This window comes from Kitasatospora sp. NPDC057940 (assembly GCF_042887425.1).
GTDB lineage: Bacteria > Actinomycetota > Actinomycetes > Streptomycetales > Streptomycetaceae > Kitasatospora.
This window is the reverse complement of record NZ_JBHVPH010000001.1, coordinates 765351-791684: the sequence shown is the minus strand read 5'-3', so window position 1 is coordinate 791684 and position 26334 is coordinate 765351. Positions and strand designations below refer to the sequence as shown.

25 protein-coding genes are annotated in these 26334 nt (G+C 74.1%); 6 read left to right on the top strand and 19 right to left on the bottom strand.

What is annotated here, in order from left to right:
- Positions 1–156: 156 nt before the first annotated feature.
- From hemB to ACFVTF_RS03390, 7 genes are all read right to left on the bottom strand, one after another.
- Positions 157–1137, bottom strand: a complete 981-nt coding sequence (hemB, locus tag ACFVTF_RS03420) for a porphobilinogen synthase (RefSeq protein WP_387808302.1) — start codon at positions 1135–1137, stop codon at positions 157–159.
- Positions 1138–1204: 67 nt separating this feature from the next.
- Entirely contained in the window at positions 1205–2854 is a 1650-nt protein-coding gene (locus tag ACFVTF_RS03415) for a bifunctional uroporphyrinogen-III C-methyltransferase/uroporphyrinogen-III synthase (RefSeq protein WP_350878440.1), read from the bottom strand.
- Positions 2851–3861: a hydroxymethylbilane synthase gene (gene hemC, locus ACFVTF_RS03410; protein WP_363587777.1), complete on the bottom strand. Its 1011-nt coding sequence runs from the start codon at positions 3859–3861 to the stop codon at positions 2851–2853. Before hemC ends, ACFVTF_RS03415 begins: the two co-directional genes overlap by 4 nt.
- 41 nt (positions 3862–3902) lie before the next feature.
- The gene (locus tag ACFVTF_RS03405; protein WP_387808298.1) at positions 3903–5240 is read right to left on the bottom strand and encodes a glutamyl-tRNA reductase; all 1338 of its coding nucleotides are present in this window, start codon (positions 5238–5240) and stop codon (positions 3903–3905) included.
- Positions 5241–5340: 100 nt separating this feature from the next.
- Entirely contained in the window at positions 5341–6234 is an 894-nt protein-coding gene (locus ACFVTF_RS03400) for a redox-sensing transcriptional repressor Rex (protein ID WP_387808295.1), read from the bottom strand.
- A gap of 101 nt (positions 6235–6335) precedes the next feature.
- Positions 6336–7082: an exonuclease domain-containing protein gene (locus ACFVTF_RS03395; RefSeq protein WP_387808292.1), complete on the bottom strand. Its 747-nt coding sequence runs from the start codon at positions 7080–7082 to the stop codon at positions 6336–6338.
- 162 nt (positions 7083–7244) lie between these two features.
- The gene (locus ACFVTF_RS03390) at positions 7245–7529 is read right to left on the bottom strand and encodes a glutaredoxin family protein (protein ID WP_350878435.1); all 285 of its coding nucleotides are present in this window, start codon (positions 7527–7529) and stop codon (positions 7245–7247) included.
- 119 nt (positions 7530–7648) lie between these two features.
- Between ACFVTF_RS03390 and ACFVTF_RS03385 the strand changes: the two genes are divergently transcribed.
- From ACFVTF_RS03385 to ACFVTF_RS03375, 3 genes are all read left to right on the top strand, one after another.
- The gene (locus ACFVTF_RS03385) at positions 7649–8695 is read left to right on the top strand and encodes an HAD family hydrolase (RefSeq protein WP_387808289.1); all 1047 of its coding nucleotides are present in this window, start codon (positions 7649–7651) and stop codon (positions 8693–8695) included.
- A gap of 570 nt (positions 8696–9265) precedes the next feature.
- Positions 9266–10087, top strand: coding sequence for an ECF subfamily RNA polymerase sigma factor, BldN family (locus tag ACFVTF_RS03380; RefSeq protein ID WP_063351307.1), 822 nt, complete (start codon positions 9266–9268; stop codon positions 10085–10087).
- Positions 10088–10357: 270 nt separating this feature from the next.
- Complete coding sequence (locus tag ACFVTF_RS03375) at positions 10358–11677, top strand: DUF5667 domain-containing protein (RefSeq protein WP_387808286.1); 1320 nt, start codon at positions 10358–10360, stop codon at positions 11675–11677.
- Positions 11678–11843: 166 nt separating this feature from the next.
- Here ACFVTF_RS03375 and ACFVTF_RS03370 read toward each other — a convergent pair whose 3' ends face one another.
- The 5 genes from ACFVTF_RS03370 to ACFVTF_RS03350 all read right to left on the bottom strand — a co-directional run bounded on the left by ACFVTF_RS03370 (position 11844) and on the right by ACFVTF_RS03350 (position 16038).
- Positions 11844–12851: a lysophospholipid acyltransferase family protein gene (locus ACFVTF_RS03370; RefSeq protein WP_387808283.1), complete on the bottom strand. Its 1008-nt coding sequence runs from the start codon at positions 12849–12851 to the stop codon at positions 11844–11846.
- Positions 12852–12858: 7 nt separating this feature from the next.
- Entirely contained in the window at positions 12859–13971 is a 1113-nt protein-coding gene (locus ACFVTF_RS03365; RefSeq protein WP_387808339.1) for an NAD-dependent epimerase/dehydratase family protein, read from the bottom strand.
- Positions 13972–14117: 146 nt separating this feature from the next.
- Positions 14118–14216, bottom strand: coding sequence for a 30S ribosomal protein bS22 (locus ACFVTF_RS03360; protein ID WP_003948845.1), 99 nt, complete (start codon positions 14214–14216; stop codon positions 14118–14120).
- Positions 14217–14405: 189 nt separating this feature from the next.
- Positions 14406–14615, bottom strand: coding sequence for a helix-turn-helix domain-containing protein (locus ACFVTF_RS03355; protein WP_063351305.1), 210 nt, complete (start codon positions 14613–14615; stop codon positions 14406–14408).
- Between the two features lie 226 nt (positions 14616–14841).
- Positions 14842–16038 (bottom strand): acetoin utilization protein AcuC, encoded by a 1197-nt coding sequence (locus ACFVTF_RS03350; RefSeq protein ID WP_387808280.1) that lies wholly within the window; start codon positions 16036–16038, stop codon positions 14842–14844.
- 120 nt (positions 16039–16158) lie between these two features.
- Here ACFVTF_RS03350 and ACFVTF_RS03345 point away from each other — a divergent pair, with 120 nt between their 5' ends.
- Positions 16159–16674 carry a hypothetical protein gene (locus tag ACFVTF_RS03345; RefSeq protein ID WP_387808278.1) on the top strand — a complete coding sequence of 172 codons (516 nt, stop codon included), beginning with the start codon at positions 16159–16161 and terminating at the stop codon, positions 16672–16674.
- Positions 16675–16702: 28 nt separating this feature from the next.
- Here the strand turns inward: ACFVTF_RS03345 and ACFVTF_RS03340 are convergent, their stop codons facing one another.
- The 3 genes from ACFVTF_RS03340 to proC form a co-directional block, all read right to left on the bottom strand.
- Positions 16703–17899: an MFS transporter gene (locus ACFVTF_RS03340; RefSeq protein ID WP_387808275.1), complete on the bottom strand. Its 1197-nt coding sequence runs from the start codon at positions 17897–17899 to the stop codon at positions 16703–16705.
- Positions 17900–18063: 164 nt separating this feature from the next.
- On the bottom strand, positions 18064–18714 hold the full coding sequence (locus ACFVTF_RS03335) for an HAD family hydrolase (RefSeq protein WP_387808273.1): 651 nt from the start codon (positions 18712–18714) through the stop codon (positions 18064–18066).
- Positions 18715–18736: 22 nt separating this feature from the next.
- On the bottom strand, positions 18737–19564 hold the full coding sequence (gene proC, locus ACFVTF_RS03330; protein ID WP_063348845.1) for a pyrroline-5-carboxylate reductase: 828 nt from the start codon (positions 19562–19564) through the stop codon (positions 18737–18739).
- A gap of 165 nt (positions 19565–19729) precedes the next feature.
- Between proC and ACFVTF_RS03325 the strand changes: the two genes are divergently transcribed.
- Positions 19730–20179 carry a hypothetical protein gene (locus ACFVTF_RS03325; RefSeq protein ID WP_159398487.1) on the top strand — a complete coding sequence of 150 codons (450 nt, stop codon included), beginning with the start codon at positions 19730–19732 and terminating at the stop codon, positions 20177–20179.
- 132 nt (positions 20180–20311) lie between these two features.
- A complete protein-coding gene (locus tag ACFVTF_RS03320; RefSeq protein WP_387808269.1) occupies positions 20312–21676 on the top strand; it encodes a hypothetical protein in 1365 nt (454 codons plus the stop codon).
- Positions 21677–21679: 3 nt separating this feature from the next.
- Here the strand turns inward: ACFVTF_RS03320 and ACFVTF_RS03315 are convergent, their stop codons facing one another.
- The 4 genes from ACFVTF_RS03315 to ACFVTF_RS03300 form a co-directional block, all read right to left on the bottom strand.
- Positions 21680–22210, bottom strand: a complete 531-nt coding sequence (locus ACFVTF_RS03315; RefSeq protein ID WP_387808267.1) for a hypothetical protein — start codon at positions 22208–22210, stop codon at positions 21680–21682.
- A gap of 79 nt (positions 22211–22289) precedes the next feature.
- Positions 22290–24134, bottom strand: coding sequence for a dihydroxy-acid dehydratase (gene ilvD, locus ACFVTF_RS03310; RefSeq protein WP_371518295.1), 1845 nt, complete (start codon positions 24132–24134; stop codon positions 22290–22292).
- A gap of 186 nt (positions 24135–24320) precedes the next feature.
- A complete protein-coding gene (locus ACFVTF_RS03305) occupies positions 24321–25088 on the bottom strand; it encodes a class I SAM-dependent methyltransferase (protein WP_387808263.1) in 768 nt (255 codons plus the stop codon).
- A 46-nt stretch (positions 25089–25134) separates the two neighbouring features.
- Positions 25135–25962 carry a sugar phosphate isomerase/epimerase family protein gene (locus tag ACFVTF_RS03300; RefSeq protein WP_371522769.1) on the bottom strand — a complete coding sequence of 276 codons (828 nt, stop codon included), beginning with the start codon at positions 25960–25962 and terminating at the stop codon, positions 25135–25137.
- Positions 25963–26334 lie beyond the last annotated feature (372 nt).

Sequence of the window (26334 nt, the reverse complement as noted above, 5' to 3'; positions counted from 1 at the left end):
CGACGCTCACGCCGACCGTTCTGTTTTGGTGGGGGGTGTGGTGTTTTTTTTCGCCTCCCACATTCAGGGTGGTCTTGTGCCCGCGGCTGGGGGGGCCCCCTCCCACGGGGAGCGGCCCGGCCTTCTCGTTGTCCTGCTTCTGCCTTGCGGCGCGGGCTACTTGAGCATCGCGGCGGCCTCGACCGCCCAGTAGGTGAGGATCTGCTCGGCCCCGGCCCGGCGGATCGAGGTGAGCGTCTCCATGATCATCCGCTCCCGGTCGATCCAGCCGTTCGCGGCGGCCGCCTCGACCATCGCGTACTCGCCGGACACCTGGTACGCGGCGACCGGCACCGGGGAGGCGTCGGCGACCTGGCGCAGGATGTCCAGGTAGGCCATGGCCGGCTTGACCATCACCAGGTCGGCACCCTCGGCGAGGTCCTGCTCCAGCTCGCGCAGCGACTCACGGGCGTTGGCCGGGTCCTGCTGGTAGCTCTTGCGGTCGCCCTTGAGCGAGGAGCCAACCGCCTCGCGGAACGGCCCGAAGAACGCCGAGGCGTACTTGGCGGTGTAGGCGAGGATGCCCACGTCCTGGTGCCCGGCCTCGTCCAGCGCCCGCCGGATCACGCCGATCTGGCCGTCCATCATGCCGGACGGGCCGACCAGGTGGACGCCCGCGTCCGCCTGCACCCGGGCCATCTCGGCGTAGCGCTCCAGGGTGGCGTCGTTGTCCACGCTGCCGTCGGCGGCCAGCACGCCGCAGTGGCCGTGGTCGGTGTACTCGTCCAGGCAGAGGTCGGACATGACCACCAGGGCGTCGCCGACCTCGGCGACCACGTCGCGGATCGCCTGCTGGAGGATGCCGTCCGGGTTGGTGCCCTCGCTGCCGGTGGCGTCCTGAACGGCCGGCACGCCGAACAGCATCAGACCGCCCAGGCCCGCCTCGGCCGCCTCCACCGCGGCCTTGCGCAGGGTGTCCCGGGTGTGCTGGACGACGCCCGGCATGGAGCTGACCGGGACGGGCTCGCTGACGCCCTCGCGGACGAACAGCGGCAGGATCAGCTCCGCCGGGTGCAGCCGGGTCTCGGCGACCAGGCGGCGCATCGCCGGGCTCTGGCGCAGCCGGCGCGGGCGTACGTACGGGAATTCAGCGGACACGGCTTCTCTCTCCGAACGGTTGTGCAGTGCCGGGGGCGACGGATCGCCGCCCCCGGTCCCGAGGGTGTCAGCGGGCCTTGCGGCGCGAACCCGGACGGCGCTCGCTGGGCCGGTAGACCGGCTCGCCGGCAGCCGTCGCGGTGTCGCGGCGCTTGGCCCCGAAGTCTGCCAGCGCCTGGGCCAGCGCGGCCGCCGACGGCGCCGGGGCCATCACGTCGACCCGCAGGCCGTGCTCCTCGGCGGTCTTGGCGGTGGCCGGGCCGATGCAGGCGATGACCGTGACGTTGTGCGGCTTGCCCGCGATGCCGACCAGGTTCCGCACGGTCGAGGACGAGGTGAAGAGCACCGCGTCGAAGCCGCCGCCCTTGATCGCCTCGCGGGTCTCGGCCGGCGGCGGCGAGGCGCGCACCGTCCGGTACGCCGTCACGTCGTCGACCTCCCAGCCCAGCTCGACCAGGCCGGCCACCAGGGTCTCGGTGGCGATGTCGGCGCGCGGCAGCAGCACCCGGTCGATCGGGTCGAACACCGGGTCGTACGGCGGCCAGTCCTCCAGCAGGCCGGCCGCGGACTGCTCGCCGGAGGGCACCAGGTCCGGCTTCACGCCGAAGTCCACCAGGGCCTGCGCGGTGGTCTCGCCGACCGCCGCGACCTTGATCCCGGCGAACGCGCGGGCGTCCAGGCCGTACTCCTCGAACTTCTCCCGGACCGCCCGGACCGCGTTCACCGAGGTGAAGGCGATCCACTCGTAGCGGCCGGTGACCAGGCCCTTGATGGCCCGCTCCATCTGCTGCGGGGTGCGCGGCGGCTCGACCGCGATGGTCGGCACCTCCTGCGGCACCGCGCCGTACGAGCGCAGCTGCTCGGACAGGCCGGTGGCCTGCTCCTTGGTGCGCGGCACGAGCACGTTCCAGCCGAACAGCGGCTTGGTCTCGAACCACGAGTGCGAGGACCGGTGGGCGACCTGCTCGCCCACCACGGCTATCACCGAGGTCGCCGGGTCCACCGGGGCGGAGACCGGCGAGGGCAGCACCCGGGCGGCCTTCAGGTCGGCGGCGATGCCGGACAGCGTGGAGGTGAAGGTCCGCTGCCGGGTGGTGGTGCCGGAGAGCGTGGCGCTCAGCGCCGACTCCGGCTTGCGGCCGTTGGCGACCAGGGCGCCGGCGGTGGCCGGCAGCTGGCCCAGGGTGGTCCGGACCACCAGGGTGGTCTCCGGCGCGCCCAGGTCCACCGGGCTGCCGGCCAGCAGCGCGGTGCCGTCCACGAAGCGCACGTCGGTGCCGGCCGCGCCGCGCAGCGGGACGCCCGCGTACGCCGGGACGCCGACCGACTGGGCGACGCCCGGGATCACCTCGAAGGGGATGCCGTCCCCGGCGCAGCTGAGCATCTCCTCGGCGGCGCAGCCGTCCAGGCCCGGGTCGCCGTCGACGGTGCGGACCACGTGCTTGCCGGCCCGCACGGCCTCGGCGACCAGCCGGGCCAGGTTGAAGTCCGCGCCCTCGGCCGCCGGGGTGTGCACCTGCACACCGGCCGGGCAGTGGGTGCGCACGGCCACCGCGGTCAGCGGGTCGGCGACCAGGATGTCGGCCGAGGACAGCACCTCGACCGCGCGCAGGGTCAGCAGCCCCGGGTCCCCGGGGCCCGCGCCCAGGAAGGTGCACCGTCCGGTGGCGGACTGGCCGCCCGGGAACGGGGTTTCGGTGGCGGCGGTGGGGCTCATCGGGCTCGCTCCCCCATCAGGGTGGCCGCGCCCGCGTCGAGCAGCCGGGCGGCCAGCGCGCGGCCGAGGGCCGTCGCGTGCTGCTCGGCGGTCTCGTCGAGGACGATCGGACCGTTGGCGGACATCTTCAGCAGGGCGGCGCCGTCGGGGTCGCCGACCACGCCCTCCAGCCGCAGTTCGTTCGGCCGGACCCAGGTGGCCAGCGCGGCCACCGGAGCCGAGCAGCCGGCCTCCAGGGTGGCCAGCAGGGCCCGCTCGGCGACCACGGCGACCCTCGTGGGGGCGTGGTCCAGCGCGGCGAGCGCGGCGGTCAGGTCGGTGTCGGCGCTGGTGCACTCGATCGCGAGCGCGCCCTGGCCGGGGGCCGGGACCATCAGCTCCGGGTCGAGGTGCTGGGAGATCTCGGCGCTGCGGCCGAGCCGGTTGAGGCCGGCCGTGGCCAGCACCACCGCGTCCAGCTCACCGCTGGTCACGTAGCCGATCCGGGTGTCCACGTTGCCGCGGATCGCGACGGTCTCCAGCGCGGCGCCGCGGGCGGTGGCCCAGGCGTTCAGCTGGGCCATCCGGCGCGGCGAGCCGGTGCCGATCCGGGCCGGGCGGCCGGCGCCGGCCAGCTTCTCCACCAGCTCGTCCAGGGTCAGGCCCTCGGCGGCGACCAGGGCGTCCCGGGCGTCCTCGCGCTCGGGGACGGCGGCCAGCGCCAGGCCCTCGGGGGCGGCGGTGGGCAGGTCCTTGAGCGAGTGCACGGCGAAGTCGATCCGGCCCTCCAGCAGCGCGTCCCGCAGGGCGGAGACGAACACACCGGTGCCGCCGATCTGCGCCAGCGCCTCCCGGGAGGTGTCGCCGTAGGTGGTGATCTCGACCAGCTCGACGGGGCGCCCGGTGACCCGGGTGACCTCGCGGGCCACCATGCCCGACTGGGCCATGGCGAGCGCGCTGCGCCGGGTGCCGAGCCGCAGGGTCGCGGTGGCGGCCGGAGTCTGCTCCGTGATCGGTTGACCATTCATGAGGTGATCGTCCCGGTGGTACTCGTGGGATGGCTGACGGTTCATCTGGCGCCTCCGCCCGAGGGCTGGGGGCCGCCGACGGGTGTGCCCGACACGGCGTGCACGGCCGCCGGGTCGAGGTCGAACAGCTCGCGCAGCGCGTCCGCGTAGGAGGCGCCGCCGGGCTCGGCGGCCAGCTGCTTCACCCGGACGGTCGGGGCGTGCAGCAGCTTGTCGACGACGCGGCGGACGGTCTGGGTGATCTCCGCGCGGGAGCGCTCGTCCAGGTCGGGCAGCCGGGAGTCCAGCCGGCCCAGCTCGGCGGAGACCACGCCGGAGGCCATCGCCCGCAGCGCGACCACGGTCGGCGCGATCCGGGCGGCCCGCTGGGCGGCGCCGAAGGCGGCCACCTCGTCGGCGACGATCCGGCCGACCTGGTCCACGTCACCGGCGCCGGGGGTGGCGGCGTGCGCGTGGGAGAGGCTCTCCAGGTCCACCAGCAGGGCGCCGGGCAGCTCGTGCACGGCGTGGTCGACGTCGCGCGGCATGGCCAGGTCGAGCAGGGCGAGCGGCTGGTCGGCGGTGCGGGTGGCGACCGCGGCGGCCACGTCCCCGGCCTTGACCACCACGCCGGCCGCGCCGGTGCAGGAGATCACCAGGTCGACGTCGGCCAGCGCCTCCGGCACCTTGGCGAGGTCCAGGGTGCGGGCCACGCCGGAGCCGAGGATCTCGACCAGGCGCTCGGCGCGGGCCGGCGTCCGGTTGGCGATCAGCACGTCGGTGACGCCGGAGCGGACCAGGGTGGCGGCGGCCAGCGAGCTCATCGAGCCCGCGCCGACCACCAGCGCCCGCTTGCCGGCGATCTCGCCCGCGCCCGCCGCGACCTGCTCCAGGCCGAAGGTCACCAGCGACTGGCCGGCCTTGTCGATGCCGGTCTCGCTGTGCGCCCGCTTGCCGACCCGCAGCGCCTGCTGGAACAGCTCGTTCAGGCCGCGCCCGGCGGTGTGCTCCTCCTGCGCGGTGGCCAGCGCGTCGCGCAGCTGGCCGAGGATCTGGCCCTCGCCGACCACCATCGAGTCCAAGCCGCAGGCCACCGAGAACAGGTGGTGGACGGCGCGGTCCTCGTAGTGGACGTAGAGGTGGGAGGTCAGCTCCTCCAGGTCCACCCCGCTGTGATGGGCGAGCAGCAGCGACAGCTCGGCGACGCCGGCGTGGAACTTGTCCACGTCCGCGTACAGCTCGATCCGGTTGCAGGTGTTGAGCAGCGCGGCCTCGGCGACGGTCGCGGTGGCGGCCGCGTCGTGCAGCAGCCGGGTCGGCACCTCACCGGTCAGCGCGGCGCGCTCCAGCACGCCGACCGGCGCCGTGCGATGGCTCAGTCCAACGACGAGAAGACTCACGCCCGCCCCCAGGTCCCACGGTTGTCCGTACTCATGCGGCCGCCCCGCACCGCTCGGCGGGAGCTCCGCACGACCTGCGCCCTGCGACTGACTCGCTCGCTCATGCGGGCATCACCGCGGGGAGATCGCCCTCCCCGCCCTTGCCGGGCTGGCCCTGCTCGGCCTGGTCCTTGGCCGCGGTCTCGGCGGTGCCGCGGCCCTTGCCGCTGCCGCCCGCCGCGCGGCGCAGCTTGGCGGCCGCCGCCCGGACCGGGCCCGGGGCGCGGTCCAGCACCGACTCGGCGCGGTCCGGCTCCTCGCCGGCCTTGCGCTGCTCGTGGAAGGCCAGGATCTGCAGCTCGATGGAGAGGTCGACCTTGCGCACGTCCACGCCGTCCGGGACGGTCAGCACGGTCGGGGCGAAGTTGAGGATGCTGGTGACGCCGGCCTCCACCAGCCGGTCGCAGACCTGCTGGGCGGCGCCGGGCGGGGTGGTGATCACGCCGATCGAGACGTGCTGGCTCTCGACGATCGACTCCAGCTCGTCCATGTGCCGCACCGGCAGGCCGGCCGCGCTGCCGCCGACCACGTTCGGGTCGGCGTCCAGCAGGGCGGCCACCCGGAAACCGCGGGAGGCGAAGCCCCCGTAGTTGGCGAGGGCGTGGCCGAGGTTCCCGATGCCGACGATGACGACCGGCCAGTCCTGGGTCAGGCCCAGCTCGCGGGAGATCTGGTAGACCAGGTACTCGACGTCGTAGCCGACGCCGCGGGTGCCGTAGGAGCCCAGGTAGGAGAAGTCCTTGCGCAGCTTCGCCGAGTTCACGCCGGCGGCGGCGGCCAGCTCCTCGGAGGAGACCGTCGGCACCGAACGCTCGGAGAGCGCGGTGAGCGCGCGCAGGTAGAGGGGGAGGCGGGCGACGGTCGCCTCCGGGATGCCCCGGGCACGCGAGGGTCGGCGCGCGGCGCCCTGGTCGGGCGTCTGCGAACTGCTCTGTGGTGATCGGCCGATTGCCACGGTGCTCCTGTGGGTGAAGCTGGGCTTTGGCAGCCAGGCTATGCGTTTGTGAACGTGTGCACAAAGATGGTGTCCGTTTTGTCCCCACACAGTGATGCGCATCACGCCGTCGAGCCCATAGCACCGCGCTCCGTCATGAGGACGGCCGGGGCGGGTACCCCGGGCAGCCACGGGCCGTACGGCGCCTCCCGGCGCACCAGCGGGACGGGCGTGCCGGACGGGCGGGAGCGGGCCCGTCCCAGCCGCGGCCAGGGCACCCGGGCCGCCTCGCGCAGCGGGCCCGCCCAGTCGTCCGGCGGGCAGGACGGGACGCCGACACAGTGCCGCAGCAGCTCGGCGGTCACCCGGGCGTCACCCAGCGCGGTGTGCGCCGGGTACCAGCCCAGGCCCGCCGCCTCCACGCAGGCCGCCAGGCCGTGGCCGCGGGCCTGCGGCAGGTGGGCGCGGGCCAGCCGCATCGTGCACAGCAGCGGCACGGGCGGCAGCGCGACCCCGATCCGGGCGAACTCGCGGTCCAGGAATCCGTGGTCGCAGCTGACGTGGTGACCCACCAGCACCCGGCCGGCCAGCAGCTCCAGCAGCCGCGGGGCGATCTCCCGGAAACGCGGGGCGCCCTCGACGTCCGCCTGGTGTATCCGGTGCACATGGGTCGGACCGACCGGGCCCAGCGGGTCGAGCAGGGTGGCGAACTCCGCCTCCGGGCGCAGCCGCTCGTCCAGCAGGACCACCGCGATCTCGACCACCCGGTGCCGCCACGGGCTGCGGCCGGTCGCCTCCACGTCCACCACGGCGAAGCCCCGGGCGCCCTGCGGGGCTTCGGGCGTCCCAGGGGTCGGGCCGGGAAGCATGGCAGCACTCCTCGTGTGCTCAGCCCCCCTCGGGCGCAAACGCGTTCGATCGTAAGCCGACCAACCGGGCCCGGCCCAAGCCGGACCGGGGTGTCTTTGACAACGATTCGGCGAACCGCCCCCGCCGAGTGGCGGGGCGGCAGCGCCGGTGCGCGGGAGCGGTCAGCCGCCGAGGGCGGCGCGCAGGCGGCGCTCGTCGACCCGCCAGAAGTCGTGCTGGCGGCCGTCGATCAGGGTCACCGGGATCTGCTCCCAGTAGCGCCGGTACAACTCCTCGTCCTGGGTGATGTCCTTCTCCTCGAAGGTCGCGCCCAGCTCGCCCGTCACCCGGACGATCACCTCCCGGGCGTCGTCGCACAGGTGGCAGCCGGGCTTGCCGACCAGGGTCACGGTGCGGTCGGCCGGCGCGGGCTTCGGGCTCTTGTCACGTCGCAGCAGTGGGCTCACCCGGCCATTGTCCGCCCGCCCGGCGACCACCCCGCCGAGACCCGGGACCGCCCGGTGTTCACCGCGCGGGCACGCCGTCGTCACGGCCGCCGCGCGCCCGGCTGGCTATGCTCGATGACATGGCCGTGCTCCGAAGGCTCACCCAGACGAAGCGTTCCACCACCGAGCGGAGCGCCCTGGCGGGCGAGGCTGCCGCCGAGGCGGCGGCAGCCGCGCTGCAGGCCGAGCCGGCGCCGGCCACCGCCCCCGCGGGGAGCCCGGTGGAGAGAACCGCGGAGAGCGCCGCACCCGCCGCAAGCACTCCTCCGGCCGAGAGCGCCGCGCCCGCCGCGGGCAGGCCCGGCAAGGCGCCCAAGGCCCCGGCCGAGAACCACACCCCCGAGCCGGGCGACCCGCGCGCCGCCGCGTTCTTCGACTGCGACAACACCATCCTGCGCGGGGCCGCGATCTTCTACCTCGGGGTCGGCCTCTACCGGCACGGCTTCCTCACCCGCCGCGACATCGCCCGGTTCGCCTGGCAGCAGGCCTGGTTCCGGCTGAACGGCGCCGAGGACCCGGAGCACATCTCGGACGCCCAGCACACCGCGCTCGGCCTGGTCGCCGGGAAGCGCACCGCCGACCTGGAGGCGATCTGCGAGGAGGTCTTCGAGCAGGTCGTGGCCGACAAGATCTGGCCCGGCACCCGTGCCCTGGTCCAGATGCACCTGGACGCCGGCCAGCGGGTCTGGCTGGTCACCGCCGCCCCGCTGGAGGTGGCCCGGGTGATCGCCCGTCGGCTCGGCATGACCGGCGCCCTGGGCACCGTCTCCGAGGTCGACGGGGGCCGGTACACCGGCCGGCTGGTCGGCGAGCTGCTGCACGGCCCGGCCAAGGCGGCCGCGGTGCACGCGCTGGCCCGGCACGAGCGGCTGGACCTCGACCGCTGCGCCGCGTACAGCGACTCGGCCAACGACATCCCGATGCTCTCGCTGGTCGGCCACCCGTACGTGGTGAACCCGGACGGCGCGCTGCGCCGCCACGCCCGGGCCCAGGGCTGGCGGGTGCGGGACTTCCGGACCGGCCGGAAGGCGGCCCGGGTGGGGCTGCCGGCCGCGGCCGCGCTCGGGGTGCTCGCGGGTGCGGCGGCCGCCGGGGTGGCCCTGAACCGCCGCCGCCGCTGCGCCTGACGGGCGTCCGCCTCCCCCGGTCGCGCCCCCTCCGACGGGCCTGCGCGGGGCCTTCCCCGCGGCCTCCCTGCGCGGGTGACCAGCCGTCAACCAGGCCTCTGACCTGCCCCCTCGTACGGGCGAACTCCCGTTTCCGGTACGGCTTTCCGGCCTAATGAACGAACCTGTCAGCCGGTGACTGGTTCTGATCGTTCGCCAGACCGGGAAAGTCGGGGGTTGCCGGGCCTCAAGACTGGGAAACCACCGGTCCGACCGCCGAATTGGTCACCCTGGGCGCCCGAACGGTCACGTTGAGCCGGATGAACGACGACAGGACCGGTCAGTGTCAGCCGAATATGCGCGATAAATGGATCCCAAACGACCACTTCGACCACACGGTGTAGCTGTCATTGCACAAAGCGTTATTCTCTCCTGGATGCACGTCACCCACGCGCCCCGCTCGAACGGGCGGCGCGGGAGTGCTCTCCGCGCAGGCGGAGGTGATCCGTCCACAGTTCTGCCTCTGGGAGTCCCGTGTACCCACCCGTCCGGAACGACGCGCCTGCACCCTCCCGCCCGTCGTCCGCGCCCCTGCGCCCCCGCACCGGCCTCCGCGGCCGCCCCGTCGCCGACCGACAGATCTCCACCGGCCTGGACCTGCTGCGCAACCTGCTCCGCAGCCAGCTCGCCGCCTCGCCCCAACTCGTGCCCGCCGGCGCCCCGTTCGGCCACCCGCACGGCTCCGGCCTGGCGCTGCGCACCACCGCGGCCGGCTCCACCGGCACCGGCTCGCGCGGCCGCACCGGCAGCACCGGCGTCGGCCGCGGCCGCGCCCGGACCGCGCCGAGCCCCGGCTACGAGACCGAGCACAACCCGATCATGGAGCTGGTCGAGCGGGCCCAGGCCGGCGAGAGCGAGGCCTTCGGCCGGCTCTACGACCACTACGCGGACACCGTCTACCGCTACATCTACTACCGGGTCGGCAGCCGGGCCACCGCCGAGGACCTCACCAGCGAGACGTTCCTGCGCGCGCTGCGCCGGATCGGCACCTTCACCTGGCAGGGCCGGGACTTCGGGGCCTGGCTGGTGACCATCGCCCGCAACCTGGTCGCCGACCACTTCAAGTCCAGCCGCTTCCGGCTGGAGGTGACCACCGGCGAGATGCTCGACTCCAACGAGTGCGAGCGCAGCCCGGAGGAGTCGGTGCTGGAGTCGCTCTCCAACGCCGCCCTGCTGGACGCGGTGCACCGGCTCAACCCGCAGCAGCAGGAGTGCGTGACGCTCCGCTTCCTCCAGGGGCTCTCGGTGGCCGAGACCGCGCGGATCATGGGCAAGAACGAGGGAGCCATCAAGACCCTCCAGTACCGCGCCGTCCGCACCCTGGCCCGGCTGCTGCCGCCGGACGCCCGGTGAGGCCGCGGTGACCGGGGACGGCATAGCCGGCGGGCGGACCGGCCGGCCGTCACCAGCCGCACCCGGCCGACACGTCCGGGTGAACGGTCGATCCGATGATCAGCCGCGCGTAACCCACCGCCCGCACCACTCGTTGGCCAGCGTGCAAGTCCCCACCAGGCGTACGGTCAAGCCGAATTGCGACCTGTCACCCGATGGAGTGGCTTTGGCCCGCCGAGGCAACCGTCCGGCAGGCCGGGGTGTCGACAACGACGAAGGGAGGTGTGGCCCGTGACGGCAAACGTGCTGGAGCACCGACGGGCGAAGGCCTTCGCCGAGGCGCTGGAGGCCCACCGGGCGGAGCAGCGCGGCGCAGCGGACGCCGAATCGGCCAACACCGCTGCCACCGGCGCCGGTTCGGTCGCGATGGCCCAACTGGTCGGCCTGACCGACGCACTGGGCGCGATGCCCGGACCGGCGCTGGACCCGGAGGTACGGACCGTCCAACGCGCGCAGCTGATGGCCGCGTTCGAGCAGGCCTTCGCCGGCGGACCGGGCGCCACGGTGCCCCGCCAACGCCGGCACCGGGCCATCCGGATGGCGCCGCGCGGCCGCTGGAGCCGCCGGTTCGCGATCGGCGGGCTGGTCGCCGGACTGGCCGTCGGCAGCCTCGCCGGCGCCGCCGCCGCCAGCTCCAACGCCCTCCCCGGGGACACGCTGTACGGCATGAAGCGCGGCCTCGAAGGGCTCAGGCTCGACCTGGCGGACACCGACTCCGAGCGCGGCGAACTGCTGCTCGACAACGCCGCCACCAGGCTCGGCGAGGCCAAGACCCTGGTCGGCCACCCCGGCCCGGCCACCGGGCTCAGCCCGGGCACCGTCGAACGGGTCCGCCGCGCGCTGGACGACATGCACGCCGACGCCATCAAGGGCCGCGAGCTGCTCCGCTCGGTCTACCGCAGCAACGGCTCGCTCGGCCCGATGCGCGCCCTGGCCGGCTTCGCCCAGGGCGAGGACGGCCGCTGGACCGAACTGGCGGGCCAGCTGCCCGTCCAGCTCACCCAGCAGGCCCACCTGGTCGACCAGCTCTTCGACGACATAAGCGAGGACGTCGCGCCCCTGCGCCTGGCCCAGCCCGCCGCCAAGAGCGGTGGCCCGGCCGGCACCGGAGCGGGCGGCGACACGGCCGGCCCGGCCACCGGCGGCGCCCCCGCCGACGCCCCGGCGAACGGCTCCGGCGCCGCGCCCGGCAACGGCCCGGCCCAGGGCGGCGCCAGCGGCGCGACCAGCGGCGGCAACAACCGCCCCGGCGGCGCCGAGCGGGCCCCCGCCAGCACCGGCGCCAGCACGCCCGGCGGCACCGGCGCCAAGGGCGGCGGCCTGCCGAGCACCCTGCCCACCAGCGCGCCGGACGCCGTCAACGGGCTCGTCGGGGACCTCACCAGCGGGCTCACCGGCGGCAAGACCTCGCCGAGCGCCGCCCCGGCCCCGCCGCAGGCACCGCAGCCGCCCTCCGACACGCCCAGCGCCCCGGCCGCCGGCCAGCCGCAGGGCGTCGAGGTGCCCCCGCTGATCCCGGGCCTGCTGCCCGGGCTGCGGCTCCTCGGCTGACCGGCGGCAGACCCGACGGCTGACCGGACGGCTGACCGGACGACGCAGGGCCCCGGCGACACCTGGAGTTCCAGGATCGCCGGGGCCCTCGGCCGTGCCTCGCGGGTCCGCCGCGCCTCGGAGGCACGGGAGGCCCCCACAGGTTGCGGGAAACCCAGCGGGAAACCTAGAAGAACACCGACCGCCGCTGCACCAGCAGCTTGTAGAGCGTGTGCTGGATCGTCTCGCGCACCTCGTCGGCCAGGTCGAAGACCAGCATCGGGTCGTCCGCCGCCTCCGCCGGGTACCCGTCGGTGGCGATCGGCTCCCCGAACCGGATGGTCCACTTGGTCGGCAGCGGCAGCACGCCCAGCGGCCCCAGCCACGGGAAGGTCGGCGTGATCGGCACGTACGGCAGGCCCAGCAGCCGGGCCAGCGTCTTCACGTTGCCGATCATCGGGTAGGTCTCCTCCGCGCCGACGATCGAGCACGGCACGATCGGCACCTTCGCCCGCAGCGCCGAGGAGACGAAGCCGCCGCGCCCGAAGCGCTGGAGCTTGTACCGCTCGGCGAACGGCTTGCCGATGCCCTTGAAGCCCTCCGGCCAGACCCCGACCACCTCGCCGCGCTCCAGCAGCGCCTGGGCGTCCTCGTTGCAGGCCAGCGTGTGGCCGGCCTTGCGGGCCAGCTCGTTGACGCCCGGCAGCACGAACACCAGGTCGGCGGCGAGCATCCGCAGGTGCCGGTGGTACGGGTGGTGGTCGTGGATGGCGACCTGGGTCATCAGGGCGTCCAGCGGGATCGTCCCGGAGTGGTTGGCGACGATCAGCGCGCCGCCCTCGGCCGGGATGTTCTCGACGCCCTGGACCTCGATCCGGAAGTACTTCTCGGCCAGCGGGCGCAGCAGGGCGAGCAGCACCTCCTCGGTGAGCTCCCGGTCGAAGCCGAACTCGTCCACCTCGTAGTCGCCGGTGATCCGGCGGCGCAGGAAGGCCAGCCCGTCCGCGGCCCGGCCCTCCCAGCCCTTGCCGAACAGCCTGGTGGCCGCCGAACCGAGCTGCCCGGACAGCGCCCCGCCGACGGCGTCGGCGAGCCGGTCGGCGGGCCCGGGGTCGTCGGGCGAGGTCCAGCTGGGGGCGGACTCGATCGGGATGACCCTGGCCTCGCCCGGCGCGTTCTCGGCTGCGGCACTCATCGCGGGTTCAGCTCCTGGGTCGGCGGGGGCGGTCGGTACGGACGGTGGGGACGCCGGCGGCCGGGGCCCGCACCGAGCCGAGCAGGGCGGCCAGCCGGTCGGTGACGGCGGCCAGCCGCTCGGGCGGCAGCAGGCCGGGCCCCTGGGCGGCGGCGAAGTCGGCGAAGGCCTCCGGGGTGGTGAACGCCGGGCGGTAGCCGAGCGTCTCGCGCAGTCGCGCGGTGTCCACCACCCGGCCGTGGGTGAGCAGCCGCAGCTGCTCCGGCGAGACGTCCAGCAGCCGGGTCTGCCGGGCCAGCCCGGCCATCCAGCTGACCGCGGGCAGCAGCAGCGGCACGGTCGGCCGGCCGAGCCGGCGGGCGCACTGGGAGAGCAGCAGGACGCCCTCCCCGGCCACGTTGAAGGTCCCGGTGTTGACGGTGCCCGGCTCGGCCTCGGCGGCGGCCCGGCAGAGCACCGCGACGGCGTCGTCCTCGTGCACGAACTGGAGCCGGGGGTCGTAGCCGAGGACGGTCGGCAGCACGGGCAGCGCGAAGTACTCGCTGAGCGGGGTGTCCGCGCCGGGGCCGACGATGTTGGCGAAGCGCAGGACCGTCACCGCGACGTCCGGGCGGCGCCGGGCGAAGCCGCGGACGTAGCCCTCGACCTCCGCCGCGTCCTTGGCGAAGCCGCCGCCGGGCGGGTTCTTCGGCTGGATCCGCTCGGTGAACACCGCCGGGTCGCGGGGCGCGGAGCCGTAGACGCCGGTGGTCGACTTCACCACCAACCGGCGCACCCCGGGCGCCTTCTGGCAGGCGCCGAGCAGCTGCATGGTGCCGATGACGTTGGACTCCTTCACCGCGGAGCGGTTGGTGGAGCCCAGGCCGGTGGCGCTGACGCTGAGGTGGACCACGGTGTCGACCCGGTGCTCGGCGATCACCCGGGAGACCGCCGGGCGGCGCAGGTCGAGCTGGTGGAAGCGGTACTCGGCGGCCGGTCCGTCCGGCTCCTCGACCGGCAGCCGGGGCGGCTGCACGTCCACGCCGACCACCAGGTCCACGCCCGGACGGCGGCGGACCTCGGCGGCGAAGCGGGCACCGAGATGGCGTGCCACGCCGGTGACGAGCACGACCACGCCCACGGTGTGCACCCCATTCCCTCGACCCGAGCGGCCTGCGTGCACCGTACCGTGCCGCCCTGCCGGGCCGTGAAACGACACCGCCCGCCCAGGCCGAGGCCTGGACGGGCGGTGGAAGCGCCGGGCGCGCTGAGCGCGGCCGGGGGCGCTTACTTCTTGTTGCGACGCTGAACGCGGGTCCTCTTCAGAAGCTTGCGGTGCTTCTTCTTGGCCATACGCTTGCGACGCTTCTTGATGACAGAGCCCACGGAACAACCCTCGCTCACTGAGACTCTCGCCCGTGAGAGACGGAGTCCATACGACTGACGGACGGCCTAGCCTACCGTCCACGGGCCCAGGGCCGTAATCGTGCTCCCGGTGACCGGGAAACTCGCGGGGAATCCCCGGCGAACGGGGGTGGGATCCGCAGCTGCGGCCCCACCCCCGCCCACCCGGAACTACGCGCTCTCAAGCCTCACGTAGGACTCCTTGAGGTACTCGTGCACCGCCTGCTGGGGCACCCGGAAGGACCGCCCGACCCTGATGGCCGGCAGCTCTCCGCTGTGCACCAACCGGTACACCGTCATCTTCGACACCCGCATGACCGAGGCAACCTCCGCCACGGTCAGGAAGACGACTTCCTGCAAGGGGCGTTCGCCGGAACTCATGACCATCACCCGACCCTTCACCCGTGTGCAAGGCACCGGCTTCCCCTCCGGTGACTCCACCGGCACACGTGTATCCCCAGAGTAGTTATGGGTGGTACCAGTGGGAAGAGGGGAGGTGCGGTCCTCGTACGGTGAGAGATAGGACTGTTGCAGTACGTAGTCACTCGGCGGAACGCGGGAGTGGGCGTACGCACGGCCCACCCGCACCTGGGCCGGGATGCCGGTCTCAGGCCAGGAGGCCGAGGTGGGGGAACACCGCGCGGCGGCTGGCGAGGATGGCCTGATCGAGTCGGTCGGCCGGATCGTAACCCGCGTCGAAGTCGCGCCAGACCGGTCGGGCGCCGTCGGTCATCCGCAGCGGGGCGGGCCGGCGGGTGCGGCGGTAGACCTCGGCGCGCCAGGACTCGGGGGTCTCGGTGGCCGGGTCGACGGGCCGTCCGGCGGCGGTGGCGACCAGGTGGGTCCAGGTGCGCGGGACGACGTCCACGACGGCGTAGCCGCCCCCGCCGGTGGCGATCCAGCGGCCGCCGGTGAGCCGGTGGGCGAGGTCGTGCAGTTCCTCGGCGATCATCCGCTGGGCGTCCAGCGTGACGGCGAGGTGGGCGAGCGGGTCCTCCAGGTGGGTGTCGGCACCGTGCTGGGTGACCAGGACCTGCGGGCGGAAGGCGGTGAGCAGTTCGGGCACCACGGCGTGGAAGGCGCGCAGCCAGCCGGCGTCGCCGGTGCCGGCCGGCAGCGGCAGGTTGGCGGCGGAGCCGGGGGCGTCCGGGCCGCCGGTCTCGGTGGGCCAGCCGGTCTGCGGGAAGAGCGTGGCGGGGTGCTCGTGGAGCGAGATCGTGAGCACCCGGGGGTCGTTCCAGAAGGCCTGCTGGACGCCGTCGCCGTGGTGGACGTCCACGTCGACGTAGGCGACCCGCTCGGCGCCGAGTTCGAGCAGCCGGGCGACGGCCAGCGCCGGGTCGTTGTAGACGCAGAAGCCGGAGGCCCTGGCGGGCATCGCGTGGTGCAGCCCGCCGGCGAAGTTCACGGCGTGCGGGGTCTCCCCGCGCCAGACCGCCTCGGCGGCGGCGACGGACTGACCGGCGATCAGCGCGGAGGCCGAATGCACCGCGGGAAAGGCCCAGTTGTCGTCGGTGCCGAGCCCGTGCCGGGGATCCGACTCGTCGGGGTGGGCGGCGGCGTATTTGACCGCCTCGACGTACTCCCGGGTGTGCACCAGCCGCAGGGTGGACTCACCGGCGGGCGGCGCGGCCCGCACCGTCACCCCGGGCCCGGCGTCCAGTCCGAGGGCCTCGACCAGGCGCATGGTGAGCGCCAGCCGGGTCGGGTCCATCGGGTGGCCGGGGCCGAAGTCGTAGGCGGTGACGGCCTCGTCCCAGAAGAGGTGCAGGCCGCAGGGGGTGTCACGCTCGGCGTCGGGCATGGCCTCCACCGTAGCGGGTGGGGGTGGCCGGGCCTTGTCCAGGGCGCGCCGGGGGCGGGGCTCGGGGCCCCGGCGGAGGCCCTACAGACAAAACCTTCACGACTTCATATCCTCTCCGCCATGAAGCCATTCAGCGCGCAACGCCTTGGGGTAATTCTCGCTGCATTACTGGGACTTGGCCTGCTCTTTGCCGCCCAGCCGGCCTCCGCCGCGGTCAGCGGCAGCTCGTTCGCCGTCGACAGGAAGACGGCGGCGGCGGGCGACCAGCTGACCCTGACGCTCTCGCTCACCAACACCGAGACCACCGACATCTACTTCGCCTACGAGTTCATCCAGCCGATCTGGCCGGCCAACCAGGAGGCCGGCGCGTTCACGGTCACCGGGTGCTCGGGCGACTCCACCGACTGCGCCTTCAACGGCAACAACGCGAACTTCCACTTCCGGGCGCCGATCGCCCCGGGTGAGACCCGCACCGTCGCGGTCACCGTCCAGATCACCTCGGCCCCGACCTGGACCGCGCCGTACACCCTGAACTGGGCACCGTACGTCTACTACGAGTACTACCAGTCGGGCGGTGGAGCCAAGGAGCAGCTGTGGGCCAACGGCCTGCCCGAGCTGGCCACCGTGATCGGCTGACCTCCCTACCCGCCCCCGCTCGCCCCCGTCACACCGTGGCGGGGGCGAGCACGGGCGCCGGCGCGAAGCGCTCGGCCAGCGGCAGGACGGCGAGCACCAGCAGCATCGGGGCGAGCAGCGCCCAGCGGTACGAACTCGCGTCGGCGATCGTCCCGACCAGCGGCGAACCGATCAGGAAGCCCACGTAGTTGAAGAGGTTCAGCCGGGCCACCGCGGCGTCCGAGTCGGCCGGGAACAACCGGCCCCCGGCCGCGAACACCTGCGGGATGATGGCGCAGATGCCGAAGCCGAGCACGGTGAACCCGGCGATCCCCACCCAGGCGGCGGGCGCGGCGGCGGCCAGCGCGAAGCCGAGTGCGGCCAGCCCGGCACCGGCCCGGACCACCGGGACGGCGCCCCAGCGCTGCACGGCGCGGTCGCCCAGCGCGCGGCCCAGCAGCATCGCGACCATGTAGCCGAGGTAGGACAGCTTGGCGACGTCCGCGGCGCTGCCCAGGCCGTCGGTGAGGTACTTGACGCTGTAGTTGGAGACCGAGGCGTCCGCGATGTACGCGAAGGCCATCGCCAGGCACAGCGGCAGCAGCGGCCGCCAGGGGATGGACCGCGCGGCGGCCTCGGCGGCCTCCCGGACGGCGTCCCCGAGTTCGGCCGGCCCGGCGAACCGGGTGCCGGTCAGCAGGGCCAGCGGGGCGATCACCGCCGCGACCGTGCCGAACAGCACGGGCAGGCCGAGGTCGTAGTGCGAGCCGAGGCCGGCGAGGGCCGCCCCGAGGATGCCGCCGAGGCTGAACGCGGCATGGAAGCCGATCATGATCGAGCGGCCGTAGCGGTGCTGCAGGCCCACCCCGAGCATGTTCATGCTCGCGTCGAGCGCGCCCACCAGCAGGCCGAACGCCCCGAGCGCGACGGCGAGTTGCCAGAGCGTGTCGCCGAGGCCGACGCCCGCGAGGCTGAGGCAGACCAGCGGCTGGACGACCCGCAGCACGGCCCGCGCGCCGGTGCGCTTCACCAGCCGTTCGGAGGTGATCGAGCCGACCCCGGCGAGGATCGGCACCGCGGCCAGGAACAGCGGCAGCAGCGCGTCGCTCAGCCCGTACCGGTGCTGGATCTCCGGGATGCAGGTGACCAGCAGCGCGAAGGTGGTGCCCTGGAGCAGGAAGCTGACGGCGAGCGCGGCCCGCCCGGCGCGCAGGCCGGGCGGGATCGCGGGTGACGCGGCACTCATGGCGAACCTCGCTACTGGCCGGTACGACGATGTTGGCGAGAGCGTAGGCGGTGGACCGCGATTGCGGGAGGGGTCGCGCAGGGACTTTCCGCAGCCGGACGGAAGGGCCGGGCGCAAGGGCTGGGCGGAACCGGGCGGAGCAGAGCAGGTCGGAGCAGGGCGGGTCAGAGCAGGGCGGTGACCTCGGAGAGGTCGGCGATCAGCCCGGTGGCCCCGGCGGCGGTCAGCTTCGCCGGGTCGGTGAGCGCGGTGTAGCCGTACACGTCCATGCCCGCGGCCCGGGCCGCCAGCACGCCGTTGGGGCTGTCCTCGACGACCAGGCAGCGGGCCGGTTCGACGCCGAGGGTGCGGGCGGCGTGCAGGAAGAGGTCCGGCGCGGGCTTGCCCACGCCGACGTCCTGGGCGCTGAAGATCCGCTCCTCGGCGACGTACCCGCGCAGGCCGGTGACGTCCAGCGCGGTGCGGATCCACACGTGGTGCGCCGAGGAGGCCAGGCAGTGGGGGACGGAGCGCTGCCGCAGTTCCTTCAGCAGCTGCTCCGCACCCCGGACGGCCGTCAGCTCGGTGCCGAACGCGTCGAAGACCCGGCCGTGGAACAGCTCGTCGAAGCCCTCCGGCAGCGTCGCGCCGTCGTACCGCTCGGCGATCACGTCGTGGATCCGGTGGGCGGCGCAGCCCATGAAGTCCCGGTAGGAGTCCTCGACCGTGGTCGGGTAGCCGAGTTCGGTCAGGTACGCGGCCAGCACCCGGTTGGAGAGCGGCTCGCTGTCCACCAGGACACCGTCGTTGTCGAAGATCACCAGGTCGTAGGCCATGTCGTCGAGCCTACCCAGCCGGCTACTTCCCCCCGGAAGCGAGCTCCCTGGAGCGGTCCCGCGCCGCCTCCAGGGCGCCCAGCAGCGCGGCCCGCACCCCGTGGTTCTCCAGCTCGCGGATGGCCGCGATGGTGGTGCCGGCCGGGGAGGTGACGGCCTCGCGCAGCTTCACCGGGTGCTCGCCGGAGTCGCGCAGCATCACCGAGGCGCCGATCGCGGACTGCACGATCAGGTCGTGCGCCACCTGCCGGGGCAGGCCGAGCAGGATGCCCGCGTCCGTCATCGCCTCGACCAGGAAGTAGAAGTAGGCCGGGCCGGAGCCGGAGAGCGCGGTGGCCGCGTCCTGCTGGGCCTCGGGCAGCCGCAGCGCCTTGCCGACCGAGCTGAAGATCTCCTCGGCCCGCTCCAGGTGCTCCTCGGTGGCGTGCGAGCCGCCGGAGATGACGCTCATCCCCTCGTCCACCAGGACCGGCGTGTTGGGCATCACCCGGACCACCGGGGTGCCGGCCGCCAGCCGCTCCTCGAACCAGGCGGTGGGGATGCCGGCCGCGGCCGAGATCACCAGCCGGTCCGCGCCGACGTGCGGGGCCAGCTCCTCCAGCAGGGTGCCCATGTCCTGGGGCTTGACGGCGAGGATCAGGGTGTCGGCGAGCTTGGCGGCCTCGGCGTTGGAGGCGGCCACCACGCCGTAGCGGGCGGCGAGTTCGGCGGCGCGCTCGGGGCGGCGGGCGGTCACCAGGACGTCCGCCGGGTCCTTGCCGGCCCGCAGCAGGCCGGAGAGCAGGGCCTCGCCGATCTTGCCCGTGCCCAGGAAGGCGATCTTCTGTCCGTGTGCTGCGCTGGCGCCCATGGCCGCTCCTTACCTCGGTACTGCGGCCATCCTCGCACCGCACCGGGGCACCCGCCGGGACCGTCCAGCCCGTGGTCGGCGGCGGCGGCGCGTTCGGCGTCCCTAGGGAGAATCTCGGGGGTTTCCCCTATGGCCTCCGGCGCCGCGCGGGAGCACCGTGGAGTCATGGCACACGACGAAATGTCCCGACGTGAGAACCGGCAACTCGCCGTCGCCTCGGCGACCGTGGGACCGTGGCGGACGGCCGCGGGGGTCGGTGCGGTGGTGGGTGCGACCGCCCTGGGGATCGACGCGATCTCCGGGCACTGGTCCCTGGGCATGCTGGCCGGGCCGGCCGGCTGGGCCCTGTTCTTCTTCTTCCTGGTCGGCACCGTCGGCGGGCAGCTGCGCCGCGACACCTCCGAACGGCGGCTGCGCCGCTGGGCGAACGACCACCCGTGGCAGTCGGCCCTCCCGGCGGCCGGCGGGCTGCTGGTGCTGGACATGCTGGCGCAGCTGCTGCTCGGGGACGCGGGCCTGTTCGGCGCGTTCTTCCTGGCGCTGCTGCCGGCCGGCATCCTGCTGGCCGTCGCCGGGATCGTGGGGTCGGTGAAGCAGGCCCGCACCAAGGACTGACGCCCCCGCAGGGCGCGCCGGACACGGCCGGAACGGCACAGACCGGGACGGATCGCCACGCCCGCGCACGAGTTCACCACAAGGTGTGCCCCCGATCGACGAATCGTCACACCCCGTCGGCATACTGGCGCGATGCCGATAGCCGAAGATCCACAACCGCGCCCCGCGGAGGGCCGTGAGCCGGGCGGGTCCGACCCGTCCGGAGCGGGCGAGAAGGACCCGTTCGCAGACCTCGTCCTGGACGAGGAGTTCGTCAAGGGTGCCGCCGTCACCGAGCAGTCCGGGCGCACCCGGATGCTGGCCGCCCGATGGAAGCACACCCCGCCGGTCGACCCGGGCGGCCGCCGCTCGGTCAACGACGGACCGGCCAAGGCCGGCCGCCGGTTCGGCCGCACGCCGAAGCCCCCGGTGACCGACCCGTGGGGCAACCCGCGCCCGCGCCGCCGCCGACTGGACTGGCGCGCGCCGCTGTACGTCGCGCTGACCATCGCGGTGCTGCTCGCGGCCCTGAACCTCGACGGGCTGCGCAGCTGGTACTCCGACCACTACGGCGGCGACTCCTCGACGGCCCACGCCCCCGTGCCCACCGTCGCCCCGGAGACGGCCAAGCCGACCGCCGCACCGCCGAAGGTCGACGAGCAGCAGCCGACCGTGGACCACCCGTGGGCCGGTTCCGTCGCCGAGGGCTGGCCGAACGGCGCCGAGGCCCTCGTCCTGCCCGACGCCCAGGCCACCGGCGTGTTCTCCGCCGAACAGGTGGGCGCCCAGCTGCAGTTGGTCAAGGACTACCTGACCGCCGCCAACCTGGACCCGCAGGTGATCGCGGGCGGCCGGCCGGAAGCCGCCCTGGCGCTGCTGGACCGGGAGGACCGGGACCGCGCGATCAACGCGCTGGCGAACCCCTCCAAGGACACCGACCCGACCACCTGGTTCAGCCGCTTCGACCAGCGCGAGGCCGTCCAGGTGGGCGACACGGTCAAGGTGCAGGGCCGGATCACCTTCGAGGGCGACGGGGACAAGGGCCTGCTCGTCCACACCGACTTCAGCTACGTGTACGCGATGCGCCCCGGCCCGGACGCCGCCAAGCGCGCCGCGTCACCCCAGCCGCCGACGGGCGGGCAGCCGCCGACGAAGCCGGCCGCGCCGAAGGACGGCACGGCCAAGCCGGTGGGTCTGCTGGTGCCGGCGGCCGACGTGGCCGGGGACACCTGGACCACGCGCACGATCGTGCGCCGGGTCGACAACTTCCGCTTCTACGACCCGGCCCGCTACCGGATCAACCCGAAGAAGCTCGTGTTCGGCGAGGGCGGCGGGTCGGAGTCCGCCAACTCGTCCTGCGACGTCTACGACGGCTACTACCACCCGCAGTTCGACCAGTTCGCGGCGCAGTCGCCGGACACCCCGGGCAGCCGCCCGACCGGCCCCACGACCGACCCGTACGACCGCCGCAACGACCTGTCGACCCGCGACGAGTGCGGCGCGGCCAGCCGCCTCTGAGGCTCAGCCCCGGCGCTTGCCCCGGCCCGGCGCCTTGGCGCCGGGCCGTCCGCTGCGGCCCGCCTGGCGCTTCTCGTACTGGGCGACGGCCCGCTCGTACGAGGCGCGCCTGACCGCCTCGCCGGGGGCCTCGACCAGGCTGCGGGCGAAGTAGGCGGCCAGGCTGCCGGCGCCGCCGATGAGCCAGACCGCGCCGAGCGACTTGTCCTCGGCCATCCAGCCGCTCAGCTGGTCCTTGCCCTCGGTGAGGACCTTCCAGGTGCGCATGACGCACATCATCGAGCAGACCGCGATCGCGGCCGTCAGCAGCCCGTTCAGGAAGCCGCCGCCGTCGGAGAGGGCGACGCCCTCGACGCCGAAGCGCAGCAGCAGGACGGCGGCGGCGGTCGCGACCAGCGCGCCGGCCGACACCGCGACGCGGCGCAGCCAGTAGCCGTTGTCCCGGTTCACCCAGCTGGTGCCGAACCAGCGGATCGGCTCCGGCTCGGGGGCGCCGGCGGGCTTGGGTGCGGGGGTGGGGGGCTGCTCGCTCACGGGGTCGATTATCACCCAACGCGCGAGGAGCCGCCCCGGCCTGCGGGACGGCTCCTGCGGTACTGCGGTGCTGCGGGGCTCAGCCGAGCTTGGTGACGTCGCGGACGGCGCCCTTGTCGGCGGAGGTGGCCATCGCGGCGTAGGCGCGCAGGGCCTGGCTGACCTGGCGGTCGCGGTTCTTCGGGCGGTAGCCGCCCGCGGCCTCCAGGGCGCGGCGGCGCTCGGCCAGGACCTCGTCGGGCACCTCCAGGGAGATGCTCCGGCCCGGGATGTCGATGGCGATGATGTCGCCGTCCTCGACCAGGGCGATGGTGCCGCCGGAGGCGGCCTCCGGGGAGGCGTGGCCGATGGACAGGCCGGAGGTGCCGCCGGAGAAGCGGCCGTCGGTGACCAGCGCGCAGGCCTTGCCCAGGCCGCGGCCCTTGAGGAAGGACGTCGGGTAGAGCATCTCCTGCATGCCCGGGCCGCCCTTGGGGCCCTCGTAGCGGATGACGACGACGTCGCCCTCCTTGACCCGCTTGGCGAGGATCGCCTCGACGGCGTCGTCCTGGGACTCGACGACCACGGCCGGGCCGCTGAAGGTCCAGATCGACTCGTCGACGCCGGCGGTCTTCACGATGCAGCCGTCCTCGGCGAGGTTGCCGTGCAGGACGGCGAGGCCGCCCTCGACCGAGTAGGCGTGCTCGACGCTGCGGATGCAGCCCTTGGCGGCGTCGGTGTCCAGCGACTCCCAGCGCTCCGACTGCGAGAAGGCCTCGGCGGAGCGGACGCAGCCGGGGGCGGCGTGCCACAGTTCGACGGCCTCGGCGGAGGGCGAACCGCCGCGCACGTCCCAGGTCTTGAGCCACTCGGCGAGCGAGTCGGAGTGGACGGTGTGGACGTCCTCGTGGAGCATTCCACCGCGGTACAGCTCGCCGAGGATGGCGGGGATGCCGCCGGCCCGGTGCACGTCCTCCATGTAGTACGAGCCGTTGGGCGCGACCTTGGACAGGCAGGGGACCCGGCGGGAGACGGCGTCGATGGCCCGCAGGTCGAAGTCCAGCTCGGCCTCCTGGGCGGCGGCGAGCAGGTGCAGGATGGTGTTGGTCGAGCCGCCCATGGCGATGTCCAGGGCCATGGCGTTCTCGAAGGCGGCGCGGGTGGCGATCGCGCGGGGCAGCACCGAGGCGTCGTCCTGGCCGTAGTGGCGGTCGGCGATCTCGACGACCGTCCGCCCGGCCCGCTCGTACAGGTCCTTGCGGGCGGTGTGGGTGGCGAGGACGGAGCCGTTGCCGGGCAGCGAGAGGCCGATGGCCTCGGTGAGGCAGTTCATCGAGTTGGCGGTGAACATGCCGGAGCACGAGCCGCAGGTGGGGCAGGCGTTCTCCTCGATGATCGCGATGTCCTCGTCGGAGACGTTCTCGTTGGCCGCCTGGGAGATCGCGTCGATCAGGTCGAGCCTGCGCACGGTGCCGTCGACGAGGGTGGCCTTGCCGGCCTCCATCGGGCCGCCGGAGACGAAGACGGTCGGGATGTTCAGGCGCAGCGCGGCCATCAGCATGCCCGGGGTGATCTTGTCGCAGTTGGAGATGCAGATCAGCGCGTCGGCGCAGTGCGCGTTGACCATGTACTCGACCGAGTCGGCGATCAGGTCGCGCGAGGGCAGCGAGTAGAGCATGCCGCCGTGGCCCATCGCGATGCCGTCGTCCACGGCGATGGTGTTGAACTCGCGCGGGATGCCGCCCGCCTGCTTGATCGCCTCGGAGACGATCCGGCCGACCGGCTGGAGGTGGGTGTGGCCCGGGACGAACTCGGTGAAGGAGTTGGCGACCGCGATGATCGGCTTGCCGAAGTCCTCGCGGGCTACGCCGGCGGCCCGGAGAAGCGCCCGGGCGCCTGCCATGTTGCGACCGTGGGTGACCGTACGGGACCTCAGCTCGGGCACTGTGCTCCACTCCTTCGGGGCTCTCGCCGGCGCCCCGCCGGTAGGAGGATGCGGGGGCCGCTGTGGCTACCGAGCCTACGCCCGCCGTCCAGGCGGCGGACGGCCCGTCCGCGATGCGGTCACGCGGGCGGGCCGTCCGGGCGGGGTGTGGGTCAGGCCAGGGTGTGGGTCAGGCCGGGGTGCGGGTCAGGCCGGGGTGATGCCCACCGCCAGTTCCAGGACGTAGGGCTCGACCACCCAGCCGTCCGGGAACTCGGCGGTCATCGCCCGCCGCTCGACGGCGAGCACCGGTTCGCGCTCGGCCGGGGAGAGCGAGGCCACGAACGAGCGGGAGACCAGGTCGTCGAGCACCTGGTCGACGGTGATCCGCCGCTCCCAGCGCAGCACCGCGCGTTCGACCCTCAGCCCGGCCGGGGCGAGCAGGGCGATGAACTCGGCGGTCCGGCCGTAGCCGTGGTAGTTGGGCAGCGCGGCACTCAGCCGCTCCGCCCGGGCCCGGACCCAGGGCACGGTCTCGTCGTGCACGTTCCACCAGACGGCGAGGGCGCCGCCGGGCCGCAGCACCCGGATCGCCTCGGGGATGGCCCGTTCGGTGCGGGTCCAGTGGAAGGACTGGGCGTAGCTGACCAGATCCGCGGAGTCGTCGTGGAACGGCAGTTCGTCACCGCCGGCCCTGACCAGCGGCAGGCCCGGAGAGGAGGCCAGGAACTGGGCGGCCATGCCCGCGTTGGGCTCCACCGCGACGACGTCGGCGCCGCGCGCGGCCAGCAGTCGGGTGGCGATGCCGGTACCGGCGCCGACGTCCAGCACCCGGGCCCCCTTGAGGCGGCGACCGGACAACCGCTCCAGCGCCTCGAACAGCCCGTCCGGGTAGCCGGGGCGGGCCCGGTCGTACTCGGCGGCGACCCCGCCGAAGCTCTGGGCGATCTCCCGGAAGTCCTGTTGATCCGTCATTTCTCCCCTTGCGCAAGGAAGTTCGCACCCAGCCGGGCGCGTTTCCTCAGCGTACGCGCGAGGGGGTGGCCAGGTGCAAGCGGGTGAAGGCGAGCGCCTCGGCGAGGTCGGCCTCGCGTTCGGCGGGGGACGCGGAGCGGCGGGTGTTGACCTCCAGCACCACGTGGCCGTCGAAACCGGTACGGGCCAGGTGCTCCAGCAGTTCGGCGCAGGGCTGCTTGCCGCGGCCCGGGATCAGGTGCTCGTCCTTGCCGGAGCCGCTGCCGTCGGCGAGGTGGATGTGGGCGAGCCGGTCGCCCATCCGCTCGACCATGGCGAACGCGTCGATCCGGGAGGTGGCGACGTGCGAGAGGTCGATGGTGAAGTGCCGGTACTCCTCGTCGGTGACGTCCCAGCCCGGGGCGTAGGCCAGCACCTCGCGGTCGCGGTAGCGCCACGGGTACATGTTCTCCACCGCGAAGCGGACGTCGGTCTCGCCCGCCATCCGGTTGATGCCCGTCACGAAGTCCCGGGCGTACTGGCGCTGCCAGCGGAACGGCGGGTGGACCACGACGGCGCTCGCGCCGAGCTTCTCGGCCGCCGCCCGGGCCCGGACCAGCTTGGTCCACGGGTCGGTGGTCCACACCCGCTGGGTGATCAGCAGGCAGGGCGCGTGCACGGCCAGGATCGGCATCTGGTGGGCGTCGGAGAGACGGCGCAGGGCCTCGACGTCCTGGCTGACCGGGTCGTTCCAGACCATCACCTCGACCCCGTCGTAGCCGAGCTTGGCGGCCAGCTCGAAGGCGACGGCGGTACTCGCCGGGTACACCGACGCGGTGGACAGGACCACCTTGGTGTCGGGGATGTGCAGGGCCGGGTGCGACGGCAGCACCAGCCGGTCGGTGGTGCGCAGCAGCGGCGGGCGGGCGGCGTCGCGCCGGGCGGCCTTGACCGAGCGCACCGACTGGACGGCGGCCTTGGCGGCGCCGGCGGCCCGGGCGGTGCGGGTCTCCCGGGGGGCGGCGGTCGCGGCGGCCTTCCGCGTCCCCGCGGACTTCCGCGCCTCGGGCTTCGCCCCCGCAGGCTTGCTCGCTTCGGGCTTCGCCCCGGCGGGTTTCGTCCCGGACGCGCCTCCCACGGGCGTCTTCGGCTCCGCCGCGGACGGCTTCTCGGCGGCCTTGCGCGCGGTGCTCTTGCGCCCGGTGCGCCGGGCCGCCTCGACGGCCTTCGCGGCCTTCGCCCCGGTGGCGCCCTTGACGGCCTTGCC

What these genes read in the sequence shown, in the direction of transcription:
- ACFVTF_RS03370 (WP_387808283.1), bottom strand. Translation starts at nt 12,851, where the DNA reads ATGAGTGCCGCAGCCGAGAACGCGCCGGGCGAGGCCAGGGTCATCCCG.
- hemC (WP_363587777.1), bottom strand. Translation starts at nt 3,861, where the DNA reads ATGAATGGTCAACCGATCACGGAGCAGACTCCGGCCGCCACCGCGACC.
- ACFVTF_RS03350 (WP_387808280.1), bottom strand. Translation starts at nt 16,038, where the DNA reads ATGCCCGACGCCGAGCGTGACACCCCCTGCGGCCTGCACCTCTTCTGG.
- proC (WP_063348845.1), bottom strand. Translation starts at nt 19,564, where the DNA reads ATGGGCGCCAGCGCAGCACACGGACAGAAGATCGCCTTCCTGGGCACG.
- ACFVTF_RS03325 (WP_159398487.1), top strand. Translation starts at nt 19,730, where the DNA reads ATGGCACACGACGAAATGTCCCGACGTGAGAACCGGCAACTCGCCGTC.
- ACFVTF_RS03385 (WP_387808289.1), top strand. Translation starts at nt 7,649, where the DNA reads ATGGCCGTGCTCCGAAGGCTCACCCAGACGAAGCGTTCCACCACCGAG.
- ACFVTF_RS03345 (WP_387808278.1), top strand. Translation starts at nt 16,159, where the DNA reads ATGAAGCCATTCAGCGCGCAACGCCTTGGGGTAATTCTCGCTGCATTA.
- ACFVTF_RS03395 (WP_387808292.1), bottom strand. Translation starts at nt 7,082, where the DNA reads ATGCTTCCCGGCCCGACCCCTGGGACGCCCGAAGCCCCGCAGGGCGCC.
- ACFVTF_RS03415 (WP_350878440.1), bottom strand. Translation starts at nt 2,854, where the DNA reads ATGAGCCCCACCGCCGCCACCGAAACCCCGTTCCCGGGCGGCCAGTCC.
- ACFVTF_RS03355 (WP_063351305.1), bottom strand. Translation starts at nt 14,615, where the DNA reads ATGAGTTCCGGCGAACGCCCCTTGCAGGAAGTCGTCTTCCTGACCGTG.
- ACFVTF_RS03305 (WP_387808263.1), bottom strand. Translation starts at nt 25,088, where the DNA reads ATGACGGATCAACAGGACTTCCGGGAGATCGCCCAGAGCTTCGGCGGG.
- ACFVTF_RS03340 (WP_387808275.1), bottom strand. Translation starts at nt 17,899, where the DNA reads ATGAGTGCCGCGTCACCCGCGATCCCGCCCGGCCTGCGCGCCGGGCGG.
- ACFVTF_RS03320 (WP_387808269.1), top strand. Translation starts at nt 20,312, where the DNA reads ATGCCGATAGCCGAAGATCCACAACCGCGCCCCGCGGAGGGCCGTGAG.
- ACFVTF_RS03335 (WP_387808273.1), bottom strand. Translation starts at nt 18,714, where the DNA reads ATGGCCTACGACCTGGTGATCTTCGACAACGACGGTGTCCTGGTGGAC.